Consider the following 18,628-nt stretch of genomic DNA (forward strand, 5'->3'; position numbering starts at 1 on the left):
CGCTTCTTTCTTTATTGCCGACCTGATCTGGCCGGTAGAATATCAATCAACCTCACCATGCGAAGACCGGTGGCATCCTCATTCCACCTGTCCAGCAAATCTTGGTATCAAATCGCAATCTTTTCCGCAACGTCGAAAAAGGCTTCGCGAACTTTCTGCGAAACGCTGCCCGGATGGCCGTTGGCAATGGCCTGGCCATCGACGGAAACGACCGGAAAACAAATGCTTGTGGCTGCAGTGAGGAAGACTTCGCGGGCTGCGAGCATCTCCGAAACGGAGAAGCTCCGCTCGGCGATCTGCAACCCCAACTTGGCTGCGACTTCCATCAGAGTGGTGCGGGTAATGCCGCGCAGAATGCCGTGTTCGGCCGGGCGGGTCACCAGCGTTCCGTCCGGATCGACGATCCAGACATTGGTCGCCGCCCCTTCCTTCACCATGCCGTCGCCGTCGACATAGATCGCTTCCTGGGCGCCGGCCTCCTTGGCTTGCTGGCGGGCCATGGCATTCGGCAGCAGCCCGACGGACTTGATGTCGACGCGGTCCCAGCGATTGTCGACAAGGGTGATCGCCCTGATGCCGTTGGCGTTCTTGGCGGCGATGATCCTGGCATCGGTGCTCTTCGCGGTAATGACCAGCGAGGGCGGCGTTCCATCGGCCGGGAAGACATGATCGCGGCGGGCGACGCCGCGTGTCACCTGCATGTAGAAAAGCCCGTTGCGGACATGGTTGCGGCGCAGCGTCTCGCGAATGACCTGCGTCAGCGCCGCCCGGCCCATCGGCCAGGCGATGCGCAATTCACCGAGCGAACGGTCGAGACGGTTCAGATGGCGCGTGAGATCGACGATATAGCCGTGGCGCACTTCGCAGACCTCGTAGACGCCATCGGCAAACTGGTAGCCGCGATCCTCGATATGCACGCTGGCATCGGAATGCTTGACGTAACGGCCATTCACATAGGCAATTCTCGGCATGGGAAACCTGGTCTTCCGGGAAGCAATATATAGGAGGCGGCGCGGCCTCGGCCGCGCCGGATACAATCAGACGCCGAGCGACTTCAGCTTGCGGTGCAGCGCCGAACGCTCCATGCCGACGAATTCCGCCGTGCGAGAGATATTGCCGCCGAAGCGATTGATCTGGGCGATCAGATAATCCTTCTCGAACATTTCGCGGGCTTCGCGCAGCGGCAGCGTCATGATGTGATAGTCGTTCTTGGCGGACACCTTCGGCAGCATGTCGCCGAGATCGGTCGGCAACATGTCGGCGGTGATCGGCGCATCCGGGCCGTCGGTGCGGGCAAGGATCATCAGCCGCTCGATATTGTTGCGCAGCTGGCGGATGTTGCCGGGCCAATCATGCGCCTGCAGCACCGCCATGGCGTCGTCGCCGATGCGGCGCGGACGGATGCCGGCCTGCTCTGATATCTGGCGCATCAGCTGATCGACGAGGAAGGGAATGTCCTCGCGCCGTTCGGCAAGTGCGGGCACACGCACCGGCACGACGGCAAGGCGGTGGTAGAGATCCTCGCGGAACCAACCCTCGGCGATGCGGCTCTCCAGATTATAGGCGGTCGAGGAAATGATACGGACATCGACCTTGACGCGCTTGGAACCGCCGACCCGCTCGAACTGCTGATCGACCAGCACGCGGAGGATCTTGTTTTGCGTTTCGCGCGGCATTTCGCCGACTTCGTCGAGATAGAGGATGCCACGATGGGCTTCCTCGAGCGCGCCGATCTTGCGCGCCTGGCCGGGCGTGCCCTCGGTGCCGAACAGCGCCACTTCCATGCGTTCGGGCGTGATGTTGGCGGCGTTGATCGCAACGAAGGGGCCGTTGGCGCGGGCCGACTTCTTGTGGATCATTCGCGCCACCAGCTCCTTGCCGGAGCCAGAGGCGCCGAGAATCATGATGCGACTGTTGGTCGGCGACACCTTCTCGATCGTCTGGCGCAGCTGCGAAACGGCGACCGATGTGCCGATCAGCTCCAGTGCGTCGCCGGTGCGGCGCTTCAGCTCGGAAACCTCGCGCTTCAGCTTGGAATTCTCCAGCGCGCGTTCGGCGATCAGGATCAGCCGGTCGGCCTTGAAAGGCTTCTCGATGAAATCGAAGGCGCCGCGCTTGATCGCCGAGACGGCGGTCTCGATGTTGCCATGGCCTGATATCATCACGACGGGCAATTCCGGATGGCGGGTCTTGATCTCGTCGAGTAGCGACAGGCCATCGAGCTTGCTGCCCTGCATCCAGATATCGAGGAAGATCAGCCGCGGTACGCGATCGGAAATTGCCGCCAGCGCGCTGTCGCTGTCATGGGCGGTGCGCGTCTCGTGCCCTTCGTCGGAGAGAATGCCGGAAACGATCTCGCGAATATCATGCTCATCGTCGACGACGAGAATATCAGAAGCCATAAACGCTTTCCTTGTCATTGGCTGCGGGGGCAGCAGGCGTCGGATCCAGGCGTGGCAGATGCACGCGGATCATGGCCCCTCTTCCCCGGTCAAAATCGGCGGGCGCATCATGCAGCTCGAGCTGCCCGCCATGTTCCTCGATGATCTTCTTGACGATGGCGAGGCCGAGGCCGGTGCCCTTCTCGCGCATCGTCATATAGGGTTCCAGAATGCTGTGGCGGTTCTCCACCGGGAGGCCGCGGCCATTGTCGATCACGTCGACGGTGAAGCGGTCGCGGCCGGTATCGAGTGCGGCGCGGACGAGAATCTTGCGTTCGTCCCGCTCGTCGCTCGGCACCGCCTCGATCGATTCCACAGCATTCTTGATGAGATTTCCGAAGGCCTGGCCGAGCATGCGGCTGTCGAACAGGCCCTCCAGCGGCTGCTCCCCGAAATCCTGTTCGAAGGTGACGTGATGGTTGCCCATCTCACGCAAGAAGATCGCGTCGCGCAGGATATTGCGCAGGTCGCTCGGCTCCTTGGTCGGTTTCGGCATGCGGGCAAAGGCGGAGAATTCATCGACCATGCGGCCGATATCGCCGACCTGTCGGATGATCGTATCCGTGCACTGGTCGAAGACCGTCCGGTCGCCCGGATCGATCTGCTTGCCGTAGCGGCGCTGGATGCGCTCGGCGGAAAGCTGGATCGGCGTCAACGGGTTCTTGATCTCATGGGCGATGCGCCTTGCCACGTCACCCCAGGCGGTCGAACGCTGGGCGATGACGAGATCGGTGATGTCGTCGAGCGTGATCACGTAGGATTCGCTCATGTCGCGCACTTCCTCGCGGGTGACCTGCACGCTCAGCGTCCGCACAGTGCCGCCGCGCACCAGCGCAATCTGCTTGCGGAAATCGCCGCGATAACGCACCGCCGCCTCGGTCAGCACCTGATCGACCTCCGGCGCGATGTCGACCAACTGCTTTCCGAGCATTTCGTCGGCTGACAGTGACATCAGCGTCTCGGCCGAGCTGTTGACGATGGCGATGCGGCGGTCCTGCTCGACGCCGATGACGGCGGCGGTGACGCCCGATAGCACCGCTTCGATGAAACGGCGTCGGTCGTCGACCTCGTCCTTGGCCTCGAGGATCTCGTCGCGCTGGGTGCGGATTTCCGAGATCATCTTGTTGAAGGTGCGCGAGAGATTGGCGACGTCGCCGTCGACGGCATGCACCGGCACGACGATATCCATATTGCCCGATGCAACGCTGTCGGCCGCCGTGATCAGCAGGCGGATCGGCCGGACGATGCGGTCGGCGACGGCGATCGCAGTCCAGATCGCCGCCAGGAGCACGATCAGCGCGAAGCCGATGTAGAGCACGGCAAAAGCGATCTGCAGCGAGAAGCGGTTGGCCTCCATCGAGCGGTATTCGGTGGCGTTCTCCTCCATCATGCGCATGGCGCCCATGACCTTGGGATCGACGGCGCGCACCGTATAGAGAAAGGTGCTCTGGATGGCATCGAGCTTGATGATAGCGCCGACGAGATTGGTAACGCCGGGCGGGATCAGCGTCGGCTGGCCGGCGGCGGCCTTTTCCAATGCGTCCTGCGGAATGGCCGGCAGCGGCTTTTCGGTGGCGATATCGGCCTGGACGATCACCGAGCCGTCGCGCTCGACGAGGAAGGCGCCAAGCAGGCCGCGACCCCTCGCCTGGCGGGTCATCAAGTCGGCAAAGCCCGTCCTGTCGAGGTTGTAGAGCGCGCGGTTGCGCTCCAAGTCGTTGGCCATGGAGACCGTCTGCCCCTGCAGGTAGCTGGCATTCTCCATCATGTAGGCCTGGCCGATATTGCGCGACGAGCTGACGATCGACTGGGTGCGCAGGGCAAACCAGCGGTCAAGGCCGGCATTCAGCGTGATACTGGCAAAGATGGCGACGAGGATCGCCGGCGTGATCGCGACGATCGAAAAGAGCACGACGATGCGGATATGCAGGCGGGCTGCGGCACGGCCGCGGGTGCGCGCCTTCAGCAGCCTTGCTACCTCGCGAGCGATCAAGGCGAGCAGCGTCAGGACAAAGAAGGAATTGACGATCACCGAGGTGATGACGACATGCGACGTCGGCGCGATCGGCGTCAGGCCGAGCAGCACGAAAAGCGTGGCCGTGGCGCAGAGAAGCGCGCCGCCGGCGAGCACAAGGCCAGGCACGGCAAAAAGGGCGCGGCGATCGGTCACCGTCGTCACCGTCTCGCCCGCCGCCGCCGGCGATACCCCATCCTGCGTCATTCGGCCTCTCTTCGGACGGCACCTGCCGCCCTCGCCATCAATCGAAACCAAGCAACGCCGGCTCAGAAAGCCAGCGTCGCAACGACTCGATCGGGAGCGAAATACCTAAACCCTTGCGTGACCTTTAAGCAACGCATTGTGGCGAAAATGCAACGCGTCTCGTCACGTTGTCAAGCCGTGCTTCCCTCGACGAGCCTTAATCTGACCCGTCGAGGGAAGTTGTTTCACCTGAAGCGCGTCGCAATCTTTCAGATCGCTCCTCGCGCTTTAGGTCTTTGTTTGACGCATGTCGTTAGCGCAAAACCGCTGCACACTTTTGCGCGACATGCTTTAGAAGCGACGTGGTCCTTCGGGCTTGTTTCCGACGATCGTGTCGATCCGGTCCAGCACGTCAGACGTCACCTTCTCTCGGTGTGAGAGGGCCGCGAGATTGTCCTGCAACTGGCTGGCGCGCGAGGCTCCAAGAATGACGGTCGAGACGTTCCGGTTGGCAAGGCACCACAAAAGGGCGAGATGCGTGATCGATATCCCGATCTCGTCCGCGAGCTTTGCGAGTTCGCCAACTTGTTTGAGCTGGGCAAGGCCGGCATCGCTCGACCACTTTTCCTTCAGCCATTCATAGCCCGGCAGGTTCATACGGCTGTCGGCTGGCACACCGTTATTGTACTTGCCGGTCAGGACGCCCGAGGCGAGCGGTGACCAGATCGTGGTGCCAAGGCCGATCAGGTCATAGAGCGGCAGATAGTCGGACTCGACCTTCTGGCGTTCGAAGATGTTGTACTGCGGCTGCTCCATGGTCGGCGGCGTGATGCGCAAGTCCCGGGCAACGGCGTAGGCTTCTGTCAATTGCTGCGCCGACCATTCCGACGTGCCCCAATAGAGCACCTTGCCCTGGGCGACGAGATCGTGCATCGCCCGGACTGTTTCCTCGATCGGCGTGTCGATATCCGGGCGGTGGCAGAAGTAAAGGTCGAGGTAGTCGACCTGAAGCCGCTTGAGCGCTGCGTGGCAGGCGTCGGTCACATGCTTGCGCGACAGGCCGCGCTGCGTCGGCTTCTGGCCTCCCCAGAAGACCTTGCTGGAAACGACAAAGCTGTCGCGGCTCCAGCCAAGCCTGCTGAGCGCCTCGCCCATCACGATTTCGGACTTACCGCTCTCGTATCCTTCGGCATTGTCGAAGAAGTTCACCCCGTTGTCATAGGCAAGCTTCATGAGGTCGACGGCGTCGCCTCCATTGACCTGCTTACCGAACGTGACCCATGAGCCGAAGGAGAACTCGCTCACCTTCAGGCCCGACTTTCCCAAACGTCGATATTCCATCATGCAACTCCCGTAAATTATGAATATGTGCCGGCCTGTCACCGGGGTCGGTGTCGCCCGATTGATCGACGACCGATTCGCGTAATCTATGGCATGCTCAACGATATGCGAGGCTCAGCCCGCCAAGTTGACCAAAACACAATGTCGCAGTTCCCGTCAGCCCGACCGTAAAGAAAAGGGCGCTCCACGACATCAGTCGGAGCGCCCGTGGCATGCGATCGACGACGTTTGCGGCGGAGGTCGATAGCAGCGACCGCAGAATGAAGAGATTCGGAACGGATAGGCAACATGCGATTGGAATCTGCGACGTTATCGCCCGCTGGTTGATCGTGTCGTCCACCGGATATCCACAGCTTATCCACAGGCATGGCGACGACGACCGCAGCAACTTCAATGACATTCGCCTGGCGCCAAATCACTCCTCACAAATGCTTATGTGACTGTTGAATGACACCGCACCTTTGTTTGTCTGCTTGGATATAAACCGCGACCTGGCTCAGATAGGCTCACCTTTCCTCCCGACCGTGGCGGCGGACGCCGGGAGGGGTGGGCGGTGGGCAAACATGAGGGCCCGCCGCCTTCTTTTTATCGCGCCCCCGAGCGAGCTCAGGCGGTGCGAGAACTCCTGTAGACCGAGACGCCAAGTTCCCTGATTTTCATGCGCAAGGTGTTGCGGTTGAGACCGAGAAGATCGGCCGCCTTGATCTGGTTGCCGCGCGTCGCCGTCAGTGCGGCGAGGATCAGCGGATATTCCATTTCCGTCAGCACACGATCATAGAGCCCGGGCGGCGGCAGATTGTCCCCGAAGCCTGCGAAGCAGCACCGGCAGTTTGATCCAACGCAACGCTTGAATCCGGCATTCGTCGTATCCCTAAAAGCAGCTCCATAGTCATGGACGATAATGGCTCAAAGAGGAGACGCAGAATGTCCATGTTCAGACTGCCAACTATCACTGTGCTGGCCTTGCTCGGTGGCGTCGGTGCCGTGGGCATCGCGTCCGCCCAGACGAAAAGTCCAGACTCGGCTCAGTCGGAGGTTAAGCCCGCGGCCGAAGGATCGGAAATGATGCCCGGCATGATGAGCCGCAACATGATATCATCGGACATGAATGAAGGAATGCGTATGATAGGGCCAATGCGCGGTCATATGATGAAGATCATGTTCGTCGTCGCCGATACTAGTGGGGACGGCGCAATTTCTTTCGAAGAGTTGACCGCAATCCACAAACGCGTCTTCGACGCGGTCGACGCAAACAATGACGGCAAAGTCACACCTGAAGAAATGCAGGCGTTTATGCGGGACATGTGACCGGCGCCTCGGCATTGCAGCGACCACCAACTCCAGGTGCAATGCTCCTTCGGGGCTAGCCTTACGCGGCGCCGTGCCAAGGCCGGAGAAGCCGGAGCGCCGGCAATTGCGTTACATCAATGCCGACTTGCGACGAATGGAATAGATCATTGCGATCGCGGCAGTCCGCGAGAGATGGAGCAGGACATGACGGCACAATATTTTCTCCCGCTGGCAACATATCCCGATTCAAGTTCCGGATTGATCATTTCGAACGCTGTAGCGTTTGCTGGGTACTACGGTGCAAATCTTCACGCCTGCGCGCTACGGGTCGGGATCCCGCACATTCCCAACGCCTGGTCGTCGTTGCTGCTCGATACTCCACAGATGATCGAGCATGCCGAGACTTTGAGCCGCGATCGCGCCGCAACCCTGGTTGCCGCGGCGACCAACCTCGCAGCGAACGCCATGGTTGAATTATCTTGTCGAACGGTCAAAACCACCTTGCCTCTATTGCACGAGACGGTGGCCACGGAAGCACGGTTCTTCGATCTGGCCATTCTCGAATGTATCGCGGACGTTCCGGATACCCGTATTGTCGCCGAAGCGGTCATATTCGGATCCGGCCGGCCAGCCATCATCTTTCCCAACAAGACCCTTGCGGGCCCAATCGACCATCTGGTCATCGCCTGGGACGGAAGTCGAGCCGCCGCTCGGGCCGTCAGCGATGCAAACCCATTCATTCACAAGGCCAAGCGGGTTTCGGTCCTCTCTCTGACGGGCGAAAAGCCGCTGCCGGAGACAACCGGGGCGCATCTCGCTGAGATCTTGGTTTCGAGCGGCGTCAATGCAAGCGCAACGGTCACTCGCTTTACGTCGTCATCGACCGGTCAGAGCATTCAACAAACAGCACTGGAACTGAGCGCCGATATGCTGGTCATGGGAGGATTTGGACACTCGAGGTTGCGAGATTTCGTCCTGGGCGGAGCAACCGATGGCGTCTTGGAAAAGCCTCTGCTGCCGGTGCTGATGTCACATTGAAGGAAACTGCCCGCATGGGTCTGTGACCTTCTTCTGCCCGTTTCCGAGTCACGGCCGTGGGCGAAGCCAATGTAAAGTAGTATCCTGAAAGTTGGCTCTTCGGACAAGGAAGCCTGGACACTCGCGGACCGAAAGCTACTTCCCGTCAGGGACGAAATTCCCCGCAAAACAAGGTGTCGGTCACGAACATAGGCCGGCTGGAGAGCGATCATGCAGAAGCAGTCCTCCTCGCAAACGAGGCAGTATATCGAAAAGCACAAAGCGATCCTTGAGCAACGCCGGCGCGAGCTAGAAACCCGCCTGCAAGCGATCGAGAATGATTTCGAAGAACCTCGGAATCCTGACGATGATGATCGTGCCACAGAGCGAAATAACGATGAAGTCCTGGAAGAACTCGGCGAAGCTGGACAAAAGGAGCTCCTCGCCGTGCAAGCGGCGTTGGACCGGATTGAAGCCGGAACTTTTGGCACATGTGTGAAATGCAGCAAGCCGATCGGCGAGAAGAGGCTTGACGCCGTCCCCCACACACCTTTCTGTCAGTCTTGCGCTCAGTCGTTTGAAGCCTGAGTTGCAAGGTCACCATGCTCATGAAGCACTATCTGATATCGGGCCAGCTCAGCCGGCGCGTGCGCTGATGAGCCATTCATGAGCGTCATCGCGACCGGGAGGATGCGCGTTCGACATCCCTCCGCAGCACCGTGCAAGCCCAACACGCTCAGGCGGTGCGGGAGCTTCTGTAGACCGAGACGCCAAGTTCCCTGATCTTCTTGCGCAAGGTGTTGCGGTTGAGACCGAGAAGATCGGCCGCCTTGATCTGGTTGCCGCGCGTCGCCGTCAGTGCGGCGAGGATCAGCGGATATTCCATTTCCGTCAGCACACGGTCAAAGAGGCCGGGGGGCGGCAGATTGTCCCCGAAGCCTGCGAAGTAGCTGCGCATGTTCTCTTCGACGGCTTGCGCGATCGTCATCGAGCCGCTGCGGATCGGCCCCTTGTCGATCGGGCTGTCGGGCACGTCGGAGCGGAGTTCCGCATCGATGATCTCGCGGGTGATCACATCCTGCGGATAGAGCGCCATCAGACGGCGGATGAGATTTTCCAGCTCACGGACGTTGCCCGGCCAGGCATAGGCCTTCATCAGCTCCAGGGCTTCCTGATCGAAGCGCTTGGAGCCAAGGCCCTCCTTTTCGGCCTGCTGGATGAAATGGCGCACCAGGTCGGGAATATCCTCGGCGCGGTCGCGCAGCGGCGGCAGGCGTAGCGGCACGACATTGAGGCGGTAATAGAGATCCTCGCGGAAGAGGCCCTGGTTGATCGCCTGCTTCAAGTCCTTGTTGGTGGCGGCAACGATGCGCACATCGGTGCGGATCGGCGTGCGGCCGCCGACGGTGGTGTATTCGCCCTGCTGCAGGACGCGCAGAAGCCGTGTCTGGGCGTCCATCGGCATGTCGCCGATCTCGTCGAGGAAGAGCGTGCCGCCTTCGGCCTGCTCGAAGCGGCCGGTCGAGCGGGTCTGCGCGCCGGTGAAAGCGCCCTTCTCGTGGCCGAAGAGTTCGGATTCGATCAGATCACGCGGGATCGCCGCCATGTTGATTGCGACGAACGGGCCGTTGCGGCGCTTGCCGTAGTCGTGCAGCGCGCGGGCGACGAGCTCCTTGCCGGTGCCGGATTCGCCGGTGATCATCAGCGTCAGGTCCGTCTGCATCAGGCGGGCGAGCACGCGGTAGATTTCCTGCATCGCCGCCGACCGGCCGACGAGCGGCATGCCGTCCTGCATGTCGTCTTCAAGCTTGGCAGGCTTGCGCTTCGGCTCGGCAAGCGCCCGGCCGATGATGCCGATCAGCTCGGTGAGATCGAAGGGCTTCGGCAGATAGTCGTAAGCGCCCTTTTCCGAGGCCTTGATGGCGGTCATGAAGGTGTTCTGGGCGCTCATGACGAGAACGGGCAGGTCGGGCCGCGCCTTCTTGATGCGCGGCAGCAGATCGAAGGCGTTCTCGTCGGGCATCACCACATCGGTGACGACCAGATCGCCCTCGCCTGCCGAAATCCAGCGCCAGAGGGTAGCGGCGTTGGAGGTGATGCGAACGTCATAGCCGGCGCGGCTCAAAGCCTGGTTGAGCACGGTCCGGATGGCCGCATCATCATCTGCAACGAGGATCGTGGCTGTCATCGAGAAGGTCCTGTCGAGCTTGCTATAGAGGCGTCCTCAAGCGAGGCGTCCTTCGACGCCGGCATGAGAACGCGGAATGTCGTGCGGCTGTTCTGGCTGTCGCATTCAATGATGCCGCCGTGATCGCCGATGATCTTGGCGACCAGCGCCAGGCCGAGGCCGCTGCCGTTCGGCTTGGTGGTGATGAAGGGATCGAAGAGATGCGGCACCAGATCGGCGGGAACGCCGGGACCGTTGTCATGGACGCAGAATTCCAGCGGCAGCGAGATCTTTTCGCGCGTGCCGGCGACCGAAAGACGGATGCCCGGGCGATAGGCCGTCGTCAGCATGATCTCGCCGTCCGGCCGATCGCCGACCGCTTCGGCGGCGTTCTTCACCAGATTGAGGAAGACCTGGACGAGCTGATCGCGATTGGCATAAACGGCCGGCAGCGACGGGTCATAACTTTCGGTAACTCGGATGTTGCGGGCAAAACCTGCCTTGGCGACGGCCTTCACGTGATCGAGCACGGAATGGATATTGACCGGCATGCGGTCGACGGGGCGTTCGTCGGAAAAGACTTCCATACGGTCGACCAGCGAGACAATGCGATCGGTCTCGTCGCAGATCAGCCGGGTCAGCGCCCGATCGTCATCGATCGCAGACTGCTCAAGCAGCTGGGCGGCGCCGCGTATGCCGGAGAGCGGGTTCTTGATCTCATGCGCCAGCATCGAGGCAAGACCGGTCACCGAGCGGGCGGCGGCGCGATGTGTCAGCTGCCGGTCGATCTTGTCGGCCATCGAGCGTTCCTGAAAAACGATGACGACGGCGCCGGGCTCGCTGAGCACCGGGGCGACATAGAGATCGACGAGCTTGTCCTGGCCGAGGCGGGGCGAACTCAGGTCGACGCGATATTCGTTGACCGGCGCCTTGCGCTCGCGCACCTGGTCGATCAAGGCGAGCAGCGGGCTGCCGAAGGGAATGAAGGTCGAGATACGGTAACGGGCCAGATGCGAGGCGCTGGCGCCGAAGAAGGCCTCCGCCTCCCAATTGGCGAAAACGACAAAGCCGGATTCGTCGACCATGATGACGGGGTTCTGGATGGCGTTCAGCACGGCCATGGCGACGGTCCCGCCGGCGTGATCGGACGGAGATGTCATATCCTTTGTCATGCCGCCTCCCGGCTGTCGACAATACTCGCCGCAAGCGCATCGTAGAGGCGCGCGGCCACCTCGCGCGGGTCGCGCGAGGTCATAATCTCCGCCTTTTCCGCGCCTGACAGATCAGGCGCGAAACGCTGGAGATACCAGCCAAGGTGCTTGCGGGCGTGGCGGATCGCCACCGCTTCGCCGTAGAAATCCAGCATCATGCGGTAATGCTCGACGGCGAGCTCGGCGATCTTCAGGGATTGCGGTGGAGGCGCACCTGATATGGTGCCGGCATGCCACGGCCTGCCCTGGCAGCCCCTGCCGATCATCACGGCATCGGCGCCGGAGCGGCGCAACATTTCCTGCGCGTCGCCTGCGGTTTCGACATCGCCATTGGCGATCAGCGGGATTGAGATTACGTCGCGGACGGCGCGTATCGCGTCCCAATCGGCCCGGCCTTCATAGAATTGCATGCGGGTGCGCCCGTGAATGGTCACAAGCTGGATGCCGGCTGCCTCGGCGCGACGCGCGATGTCAGGCGCGTTGATCGAATTCTCGTCCCAGCCGAGGCGCATCTTCAGCGTTACCGGAATGCCCACGGCCTTGACCGTCGCCTCGATGAGGCCGAGCGCATGATCGGGATCGCGCATCAGCGCCGAGCCGGAATAACCGCCGATCACCTTCTTTGCCGGACAGCCCATATTGATGTCGATGATATCGGCGCCATGATCGGCGGCGATCTTGGCAGCCTCGGCCATCCAGTGCGCCTCGCGCCCGGCAAGCTGCACCATATGCGGCCGGAAGCCCGCAGCCCGCAGCCGCGACCAGGACTCGGCCGTGTCATTGACCAGTTCGCGGCTCGCCACCATTTCGGTGACGACGAGGCCGGTGCCGAAGCGCCACGCAAGCTCGCGGAAGGGCATATCCGTGACGCCGGACATCGGCGCCAGCACAACGCGGTTCCGCACGGACACGGGTCCGATTCGGAAAGGCGCTGCGAGGTCCTTGGAAATCAATTGATTATCTTTCGGGCACACAATAGAACTGCATTATTTTTAGCCATTATTCCCTAGCTTGCCAAGGGGGCTGGGATGGGAATTGATATTTTTCGGGCAGATGCTGGAAAAGGCCAAAGCAAGACGTTAGAGCACTCGGGTCAATTCCGCATATTTTAGGGGATTTATGCTGCAAATGCCTTCTAAGCAACCGATATCGGCTGGAATTGTCATCGTGGCCGCCGGCCGCGGCGAGCGCGCGGGATCCTCCACGGAGGGCCCCAAGCAGTATCGCATGATCGGCGGCAAGCCGGTTATCGTGCATACGCTTGAAAACTTCATGACATGGGAAGCAGCAAAGCAGATCGTCGTCGTCATTCATCCCGATGACGAGGCGCTGTTTGCAAGAGCCTTCCGCCACATCATCTCGGCAACGCCGATCGAAACGGTGCATGGTGGCGCCACCCGGCAGCAATCCGTGCTTGCCGGCCTCAGATACCTCAAGGACAATCAAATCAGCCATGTGCTGATCCATGATGCCGTTCGGCCGTTCTTCGACCATGTGCTTCTGGACCGCATTGCCGAGAGCCTTGATGCCGGCGCACAGGCGGTCCTGCCGGCAATCCCGGTCACCGATACGCTGAAACGCGCCGACAGCGCCGGCACCGTGCTGACGACGGTTTCACGCGAGCATCTCTACGCGGCGCAGACGCCGCAATCCTTCGCCTTCGAAACGATCCTCGAGGCGCATGAGAAGGCGGCGGCGAGCGGACGAAGCGATTTCACCGACGATGCCTCGATCGCCGAATGGCTGGGCATTCCGGTGACGATCGTCGAGGGCACGGCCGACAACGTCAAGCTGACGGTCAGGAACGATATCGCCATGGCCGACGACAAGCTGTCGACTTCGCTGCTTCCAGACGTGCGCACCGGCAACGGCTACGACGTGCACCAGCTCGTAGCCGGCGATGGCGTGACACTCTGCGGCGTGTTCATTCCGCATGATCAGAAGCTGAAAGGTCACTCGGATGCCGACGTCGCGCTGCATGCGCTGACGGACGCGCTGCTCGCCACCTGCGGCGCCGGCGATATCGGCGATCATTTCCCGCCGTCCGACCCGCAATGGAAAGGGGCGGCCTCGCGGATCTTCATCGAGCATGCCGCCCGGATCGTGCGCGAGCGCGGCGGCACGATCATGAATGCCGACGTCTCGCTGATCGCCGAGGCGCCGAAGGTCGGCCCGCATCGCTTGGCCATGCGCGCGAAACTGTCGGATTATCTCGGCATCGATATCGAGCGTTGCTCGGTCAAGGCGACGACCAACGAGACGATCGGCTTCGTCGGCCGGCGCGAAGGCATCGCGGCGATCGCGACTGCCACCGTCGTCTATCGCGGAAGGAAATGATGAGCCTTTTTCCTCAGGATATAATTTCGATGGCGGAGGCGATCATCCGTGACTTCACGGCTGCGGGGCTGATGTTCTCCACAGCCGAATCCTGCACCGGCGGACTGATTGCCGGGGCGCTGACGGAGATATCGGGTTCATCAGCCGTCGTCGACCGCGGCTTCGTCACCTATACGAATACCGCAAAGATGGAGATGCTCGGCGTGCAGGCGGAAACGCTGCTGCGTTTCGGGGCCGTCTCCGAGGAAACGGCGCGACAGATGGTGCATGGAGCCCTCTTCCGTTCACGCGCCGAGATCGCCGTTGCTGTCACCGGTATTGCCGGCCCCGGCGGCGGATCGGCGGAAAAACCGGTCGGCCTGGTGCATCTCGCCGCCAAATCGCGCGCCGGCGCGCTCATCCATCGGAAAATGCTCTATGGCGATATTGGCCGCAGCGAGGTTCGGCTGGCGACGATCAGGACGGCGCTGGAGATGGTACGCTCGCTCCTTGCTGCCTGACGCGGGTTCGCTCATCAAGCCGGCGTGTAGATCCTGTTTGCCCTGGTCTCGAAGGCCTCGGTGAACATGCGAAAGGCGCGGTCAAACATCGAGCCCATCAGCGCGCCGAGAATGCGGCTCTTGAACTCATAGTCGATGAAGAAATCGACGGTGCAGCCGCCAGAAGGCGTCTCGGCGAAGTGCCAGCGATTGTCGAGATATTTGAACGGGCCATCGATATACTTGACCTCGATGACGTGCTCGGCCCGGTTCAGCAGCACCTGCGTCGTGAAGGTCTCGCGGATCGCCTTATAGCCGACCGTCATGTCGGCGACGAGCAGGATCTTGCCGTCGCGCTCCTTGCGGCTCCGGATGGCCAGCGCTTCGCAGAGCGGCAGGAATTCCGGATAGCGCTCGACATCGGCGACGAGGTCGAACATCTGCTCGGGCGTATGCGGGACGGGACGGTGCGTTTCGAATTGCGGCATAGGCGGCAATTAATCGGGCCGGCCGAGAAGATCAAGAAGCTCGCGCATCTCGCGGCGGGATTTTAGCCTCTTCCTTCCGCGCGAGGACAACTTGTTGGAAGCCATGCACGGGTACATCGGCGGGGTCGAGCACGTCCGATTTCGACCAACTGAGAGAGTTATCGCTCGAAATGTTGAAGAAGCGCGCGCGCCAAAGCTTCAAGAGCGCTTCAAATTGCCGAGCCCCATCGCGGCACAGCCGGATGAAGACAATAGCCATAACTTGCACACATCAAATTCTGCAAACAGTGATTGACGTCAACTCTGCCATTTCACAAACATGACGAGTAGAAATTTCAAGCGAAGTAACATTGACGGGACGGCGACCGGGTCTGCCTTCTACCGTAGTACACTCCGCTAAGAAGATTCGGTGCATTGCGTTTCGGAGATGGGAATGAATCAACGACGAAGCGCAAAGTCCCTAGGCCGATGGAGGTTGGCTTGATTCGCCTACAGAAAAGCAGCGCTAGGCGGACCTTCGTCACACTGCTGTCAGGCTTCGTGTTCGTCGTCGTATTGGTTTTCGCGGTTAAAATATCGCTCAATTATATAGGCGTTTGCACAAGAGGACCCGAATTTTGGCGATGGCATCGCATCAGCAATGCTGAGCTCATCGCGTTCTTAGAATTAAAGGGGACGTCGAACGCAGGTGTACAGACGGAATATTCCGTAGCCGAACCTTACAGCGTGCCCGGCGATCATTATCAACCGGCCAGCTTCATCGACAAGATTCGCGGGCGCGCCGCTACATTGGCGCGGTTTTATAAACCGTGGATGGACAACGGCCAGTATCTGCATCCGAGCGGCTATTTTTATACACCCAACTGTCTTCAAGGCTGGAGACCACCAACTTAACGAGGGTGCGCCAGGGTGCGCCGTCAGTGTAGCACAGCTGAATTTCCGAAGCTGACCGCGCAAGATGCCGCATCAAATACGCGCGAAGGCTGCCGCTTCTCCCTCACGATGGCGAACCAATATAAATAAAACAATAATCCCATATGTACTCTTTATATACCATCAATACTAAGTATTTACGATATATAATATAATTGCACCGAATCCAGAACGCGTCTAATAATATCGCTTGCTCGCCCTATATTCACAACCTATACATTGCCGAAAATTATGGATGCGGCGCGAATGAGCTTCTTGACAGAGCATTTTATCAGAAACGCACAAGATATACTTTCGGTCGGGAGCATACCGTTAGACTCGAAATTTCTACAGGCTGAGTTTTTGTCCGACCACCGATTGAAGAGCAGGCAATTTCTCTGCGATTTGTTCCCCAAGGGTGGTGTCGGCGCCGAGTTTGGCGTGTTTACCGGATTGTTCTCGACCATTCTGCTGGACCGGGCCAAACCGAAGTCTGCCTATTTCGTCGATCCTTGGTGGTTGATTTTCGGAAATTTCTATCCGGACTGGGGCATCTATACCGCCAATGGCCGGTTATCGACGAGCCGCGCCCACGATGTGGCCTCGCGACGTATCAAAAGGTCTGCGCAAGGCGCAAACGTATCGGTCCATGTCGACTATTCGGTGCCCTTCTTAGAGCAGCTTCCCGACGACCATCTCGACTGGGTCTATCTGGATTCTTCGCACTCCTATGATGGCACGGTCGAGGAGCTCAAAGTGCTGAAGCGTAAAGTCAAATCCGGCGGTATCATCGCCGGCGATGATTGGCACGACGCTCTCGATCATGCCCATAGTGGCGTCGCGGTCGCTGTTCGCGAAGCAGTCGGCGCTGGCGCGTTCGAGATGATCGGCAGCTATCCCGCGTTGCAATGGGCGATCCGCCGGCCCTGAGTGACATTACAGTTGCATTTTTGATTTGATGGAGCCGTAGCGAAGGCCGCTCGCTCGCGAGAGCCGCTTTGCCAGCATGCTCTCGCCGCTGCCGGGACAGCCGATCAACGGGATACCGTCGGTTCGATGAGAGTCGATTTCAATCCGCGGGTGATGTTCATCGTCGACTGCCCAAAGAAAAACCGCAGCGAAGATCGCCGCGGTTCAATCAAAAAGCAAATGCCGGATGTTACCCGGCCGCCATCAACAGCTTCTTCTCGCGCGCCGCTCTCAGCCGGGCAAAGTCGTCGCCGGCATGGTGGGAGGAGCGGGTTAGCGGGCTGGAGGCGACCATCAGGAAGCCCTTGCTGTAGGCGACGGTCTCATAAGACTTGAACTCGTCGGGGGTGACGAAGCTTTCGACCTTGTGGTGCTTGCGCGTCGGCTGCAGGTACTGGCCGATCGTCAGGAAGTCGACATCGGCTGTGCGCAGATCATCCATCAGTTGGAGGACTTCGTTTCGCTCTTCGCCAAGACCGACCATGATGCCCGATTTGGTGAACATGGTGGGATCGAGTTCCTTCACCCGCTGCAGCAGGCGGACAGAATGGAAGTAGCGGGCGCCGGGGCGAACCGCCAGATAGTTGCCGGGCACTGTTTCCATATTGTGGTTGAAGACGTCGGGCTTGGCGGCGACGACGCGTTCCAGCGCACCCGGCTTCTTCAGGAAGTCGGGCGTCAGGATCTCGATCGTCGTCATCGGCGAGGCCGCACGGATTGCCCAGATCACCTTTTCGAAGTGTTCGGCGCCGCCGTCCTCCAGGTCGTCACGGTCGACCGAGGTGATGACGACGTGGGATAGGCCCATCTCCTTGACCGCCTTGGCGACATTCTCGGGCTCGGCCATGTCGAGCGCATTCGGCTTGCCGGTGGCGACGTTGCAGAAGGCACAGGCGCGGGTACAGATCTCGCCCATGATCATGAAGGTCGCGTGCTTCTTGTCCCAGCACTCGCCGATATTCGGGCAGCCAGCCTCCTCGCAGACGGTGACGAGCTTGTGCTCCTTCACGATCGCCCGCGTCTCGGCATAACCCTTGGAGGTCGGTGCCTTGACGCGAATCCAGTCCGGCTTGCGCATGACTTCCGTATCAGGCCGATGCGCCTTCTCGGGATGCCGCACGCGCTTGGCGTCGGGATTGATCGTATCGAGAATCGTCACCATTGCAGTTTCAGCTTTCTACCGCCTCTATGCGGCAAATCGATCGGATCTAGCGCCGCACCAGCCGCGCAAGGAATATCAACAGGCAGGCGCCGAGGAAACCCGTCACGAAATAACCGAGCCGTCCGCCGACCACCTCGACATGGAATTGCGCGAGGACGGCGCTTGCGACGACCGAACCGACGATGCCGAGCACGATGTTCAGAAAAATCCCGTATCGCGCTTCCATCAGCTTGCCGGCGAGCCAGCCCGCAAGCCCACCGATGATGATTGCCGAAATCCAACCGACGCTTTCCATGCCCTGCCCTCAGTTATGCCTCAAGCGACCGCCCTGGCGATCAGAACCACGATGATGGCGCCGACGGTGGCGTGGATGATCTGCACCACCAGCGCGTTTTCAATGCCCAGCGAAATACCGAGCGCGCTGAACAGATAACCGCCGACGAAGGCGCCGATGATGCCGCTCAGCAGGCATCTTATCAGCCCGCCGCCACCGACGACCAGGCTTGCGAGGAAGCCTGCAACCAGGCCAATCAGCAAAAATACCAGCAACGCCTGCGTCTCCATAGACATGATGATTTCCTTTCGTTTTTTCCACCCCAGCGGCGTGGCTTTCC

19 protein-coding genes and 1 pseudogene are annotated in these 18,628 nt (G+C 60.4%); 7 read left to right on the plus strand and 13 right to left on the minus strand.

Annotation, left to right across the window (positions count from 1 at the left end):
• Positions 1–107: 107 nt before the first annotated feature.
• From AC1D1Z_RS07625 to AC1D1Z_RS07645, 5 genes and pseudogenes are all read right to left on the minus strand, one after another.
• A complete protein-coding gene (locus AC1D1Z_RS07625; RefSeq protein WP_477850022.1) occupies positions 108–971 on the minus strand; it encodes a D-amino-acid transaminase in 864 nt (287 codons plus the stop codon).
• Between the two features lie 66 nt (positions 972–1,037).
• Positions 1,038–2,402: a nitrogen assimilation response regulator NtrX gene (gene ntrX, locus AC1D1Z_RS07630; protein WP_018241921.1), complete on the minus strand. Its 1,365-nt coding sequence runs from the start codon at positions 2,400–2,402 to the stop codon at positions 1,038–1,040.
• Positions 2,392–4,662 (minus strand): sensor histidine kinase NtrY-like, encoded by a 2,271-nt coding sequence (locus AC1D1Z_RS07635; RefSeq protein WP_168299877.1) that lies wholly within the window; start codon positions 4,660–4,662, stop codon positions 2,392–2,394. The genes ntrX and AC1D1Z_RS07635 overlap by 11 nt, the downstream gene beginning before the upstream one ends.
• A gap of 330 nt (positions 4,663–4,992) precedes the next feature.
• Complete coding sequence (locus AC1D1Z_RS07640; protein WP_018241919.1) at positions 4,993–5,982, minus strand: potassium channel beta subunit family protein; 990 nt, start codon at positions 5,980–5,982, stop codon at positions 4,993–4,995.
• A gap of 606 nt (positions 5,983–6,588) precedes the next feature.
• Positions 6,589–6,807, minus strand: a pseudogene (locus AC1D1Z_RS07645) (helix-turn-helix domain-containing protein); the annotation flags it as partial.
• A 99-nt stretch (positions 6,808–6,906) separates the two neighbouring features.
• Here AC1D1Z_RS07645 and AC1D1Z_RS07650 point away from each other — a divergent pair.
• The 3 genes from AC1D1Z_RS07650 to AC1D1Z_RS07660 all read left to right on the plus strand — a co-directional run bounded on the left by AC1D1Z_RS07650 (position 6,907) and on the right by AC1D1Z_RS07660 (position 8,877).
• On the plus strand, positions 6,907–7,290 hold the full coding sequence (locus AC1D1Z_RS07650) for an EF-hand domain-containing protein (protein WP_131606862.1): 384 nt from the start codon (positions 6,907–6,909) through the stop codon (positions 7,288–7,290).
• A 186-nt stretch (positions 7,291–7,476) separates the two neighbouring features.
• On the plus strand, positions 7,477–8,310 hold the full coding sequence (locus AC1D1Z_RS07655; RefSeq protein ID WP_026188384.1) for a universal stress protein: 834 nt from the start codon (positions 7,477–7,479) through the stop codon (positions 8,308–8,310).
• 210 nt (positions 8,311–8,520) lie between these two features.
• Complete coding sequence (locus tag AC1D1Z_RS07660; protein WP_018241915.1) at positions 8,521–8,877, plus strand: TraR/DksA family transcriptional regulator; 357 nt, start codon at positions 8,521–8,523, stop codon at positions 8,875–8,877.
• 148 nt (positions 8,878–9,025) lie between these two features.
• Here AC1D1Z_RS07660 and ntrC read toward each other — a convergent pair whose 3' ends face one another.
• From ntrC to dusB, 3 genes are read right to left on the minus strand one after another with little or no spacing between them, the layout of a single operon-like run.
• Positions 9,026–10,477 (minus strand): nitrogen regulation protein NR(I), encoded by a 1,452-nt coding sequence (gene ntrC / locus AC1D1Z_RS07665; protein WP_477850027.1) that lies wholly within the window; start codon positions 10,475–10,477, stop codon positions 9,026–9,028.
• Positions 10,474–11,628, minus strand: coding sequence for a two-component system sensor histidine kinase NtrB (locus AC1D1Z_RS07670; protein WP_018241914.1), 1,155 nt, complete (start codon positions 11,626–11,628; stop codon positions 10,474–10,476). Before AC1D1Z_RS07670 ends, ntrC begins: the two co-directional genes overlap by 4 nt.
• The gene (gene dusB, locus AC1D1Z_RS07675; protein WP_205928530.1) at positions 11,625–12,641 is read right to left on the minus strand and encodes a tRNA dihydrouridine synthase DusB; all 1,017 of its coding nucleotides are present in this window, start codon (positions 12,639–12,641) and stop codon (positions 11,625–11,627) included. The genes AC1D1Z_RS07670 and dusB overlap by 4 nt, the downstream gene beginning before the upstream one ends.
• A gap of 145 nt (positions 12,642–12,786) precedes the next feature.
• Between dusB and AC1D1Z_RS07680 the strand changes: the two genes are divergently transcribed.
• The gene (locus tag AC1D1Z_RS07680; protein ID WP_446967724.1) at positions 12,787–14,004 is read left to right on the plus strand and encodes a bifunctional 2-C-methyl-D-erythritol 4-phosphate cytidylyltransferase/2-C-methyl-D-erythritol 2,4-cyclodiphosphate synthase; all 1,218 of its coding nucleotides are present in this window, start codon (positions 12,787–12,789) and stop codon (positions 14,002–14,004) included.
• Positions 14,001–14,504, plus strand: a complete 504-nt coding sequence (locus tag AC1D1Z_RS07685) for a CinA family protein (protein ID WP_446967723.1) — start codon at positions 14,001–14,003, stop codon at positions 14,502–14,504. Before AC1D1Z_RS07680 ends, AC1D1Z_RS07685 begins: the two co-directional genes overlap by 4 nt.
• Positions 14,505–14,518: 14 nt before the next feature.
• Here AC1D1Z_RS07685 and AC1D1Z_RS07690 read toward each other — a convergent pair whose 3' ends face one another.
• Both AC1D1Z_RS07690 and AC1D1Z_RS07695 read right to left on the minus strand, forming a co-directional pair.
• Positions 14,519–14,971, minus strand: coding sequence for a type II toxin-antitoxin system RatA family toxin (locus tag AC1D1Z_RS07690; protein WP_003559123.1), 453 nt, complete (start codon positions 14,969–14,971; stop codon positions 14,519–14,521).
• Positions 14,972–15,002: 31 nt separating this feature from the next.
• A complete protein-coding gene (locus AC1D1Z_RS07695; protein ID WP_477850032.1) occupies positions 15,003–15,230 on the minus strand; it encodes a hypothetical protein in 228 nt (75 codons plus the stop codon).
• Between the two features lie 221 nt (positions 15,231–15,451).
• On the opposite strand from AC1D1Z_RS07695, the gene AC1D1Z_RS07700 reads away from it, so the two are divergent.
• Positions 15,452–15,865: a hypothetical protein gene (locus AC1D1Z_RS07700; protein ID WP_128409088.1), complete on the plus strand. Its 414-nt coding sequence runs from the start codon at positions 15,452–15,454 to the stop codon at positions 15,863–15,865.
• Between the two features lie 285 nt (positions 15,866–16,150).
• Positions 16,151–16,813: a class I SAM-dependent methyltransferase gene (locus AC1D1Z_RS07705; protein WP_446967722.1), complete on the plus strand. Its 663-nt coding sequence runs from the start codon at positions 16,151–16,153 to the stop codon at positions 16,811–16,813.
• A gap of 229 nt (positions 16,814–17,042) precedes the next feature.
• Here AC1D1Z_RS07705 and lipA read toward each other — a convergent pair whose 3' ends face one another.
• The 3 genes from lipA to AC1D1Z_RS07720 are packed head-to-tail and all read right to left on the minus strand — an operon-like array spanning position 17,043 to position 18,584.
• Positions 17,043–18,014, minus strand: a complete 972-nt coding sequence (gene lipA, locus AC1D1Z_RS07710; protein ID WP_477850034.1) for a lipoyl synthase — start codon at positions 18,012–18,014, stop codon at positions 17,043–17,045.
• 46 nt (positions 18,015–18,060) lie between these two features.
• The gene (locus tag AC1D1Z_RS07715; protein WP_012757333.1) at positions 18,061–18,309 is read right to left on the minus strand and encodes a GlsB/YeaQ/YmgE family stress response membrane protein; all 249 of its coding nucleotides are present in this window, start codon (positions 18,307–18,309) and stop codon (positions 18,061–18,063) included.
• 20 nt (positions 18,310–18,329) lie between these two features.
• Positions 18,330–18,584 (minus strand): GlsB/YeaQ/YmgE family stress response membrane protein, encoded by a 255-nt coding sequence (locus tag AC1D1Z_RS07720; protein WP_003539329.1) that lies wholly within the window; start codon positions 18,582–18,584, stop codon positions 18,330–18,332.
• Between the last annotated feature and the right edge of the window lie 44 nt (positions 18,585–18,628).

The organism is Rhizobium sp. P1_E1 (genome assembly GCF_056406015.1).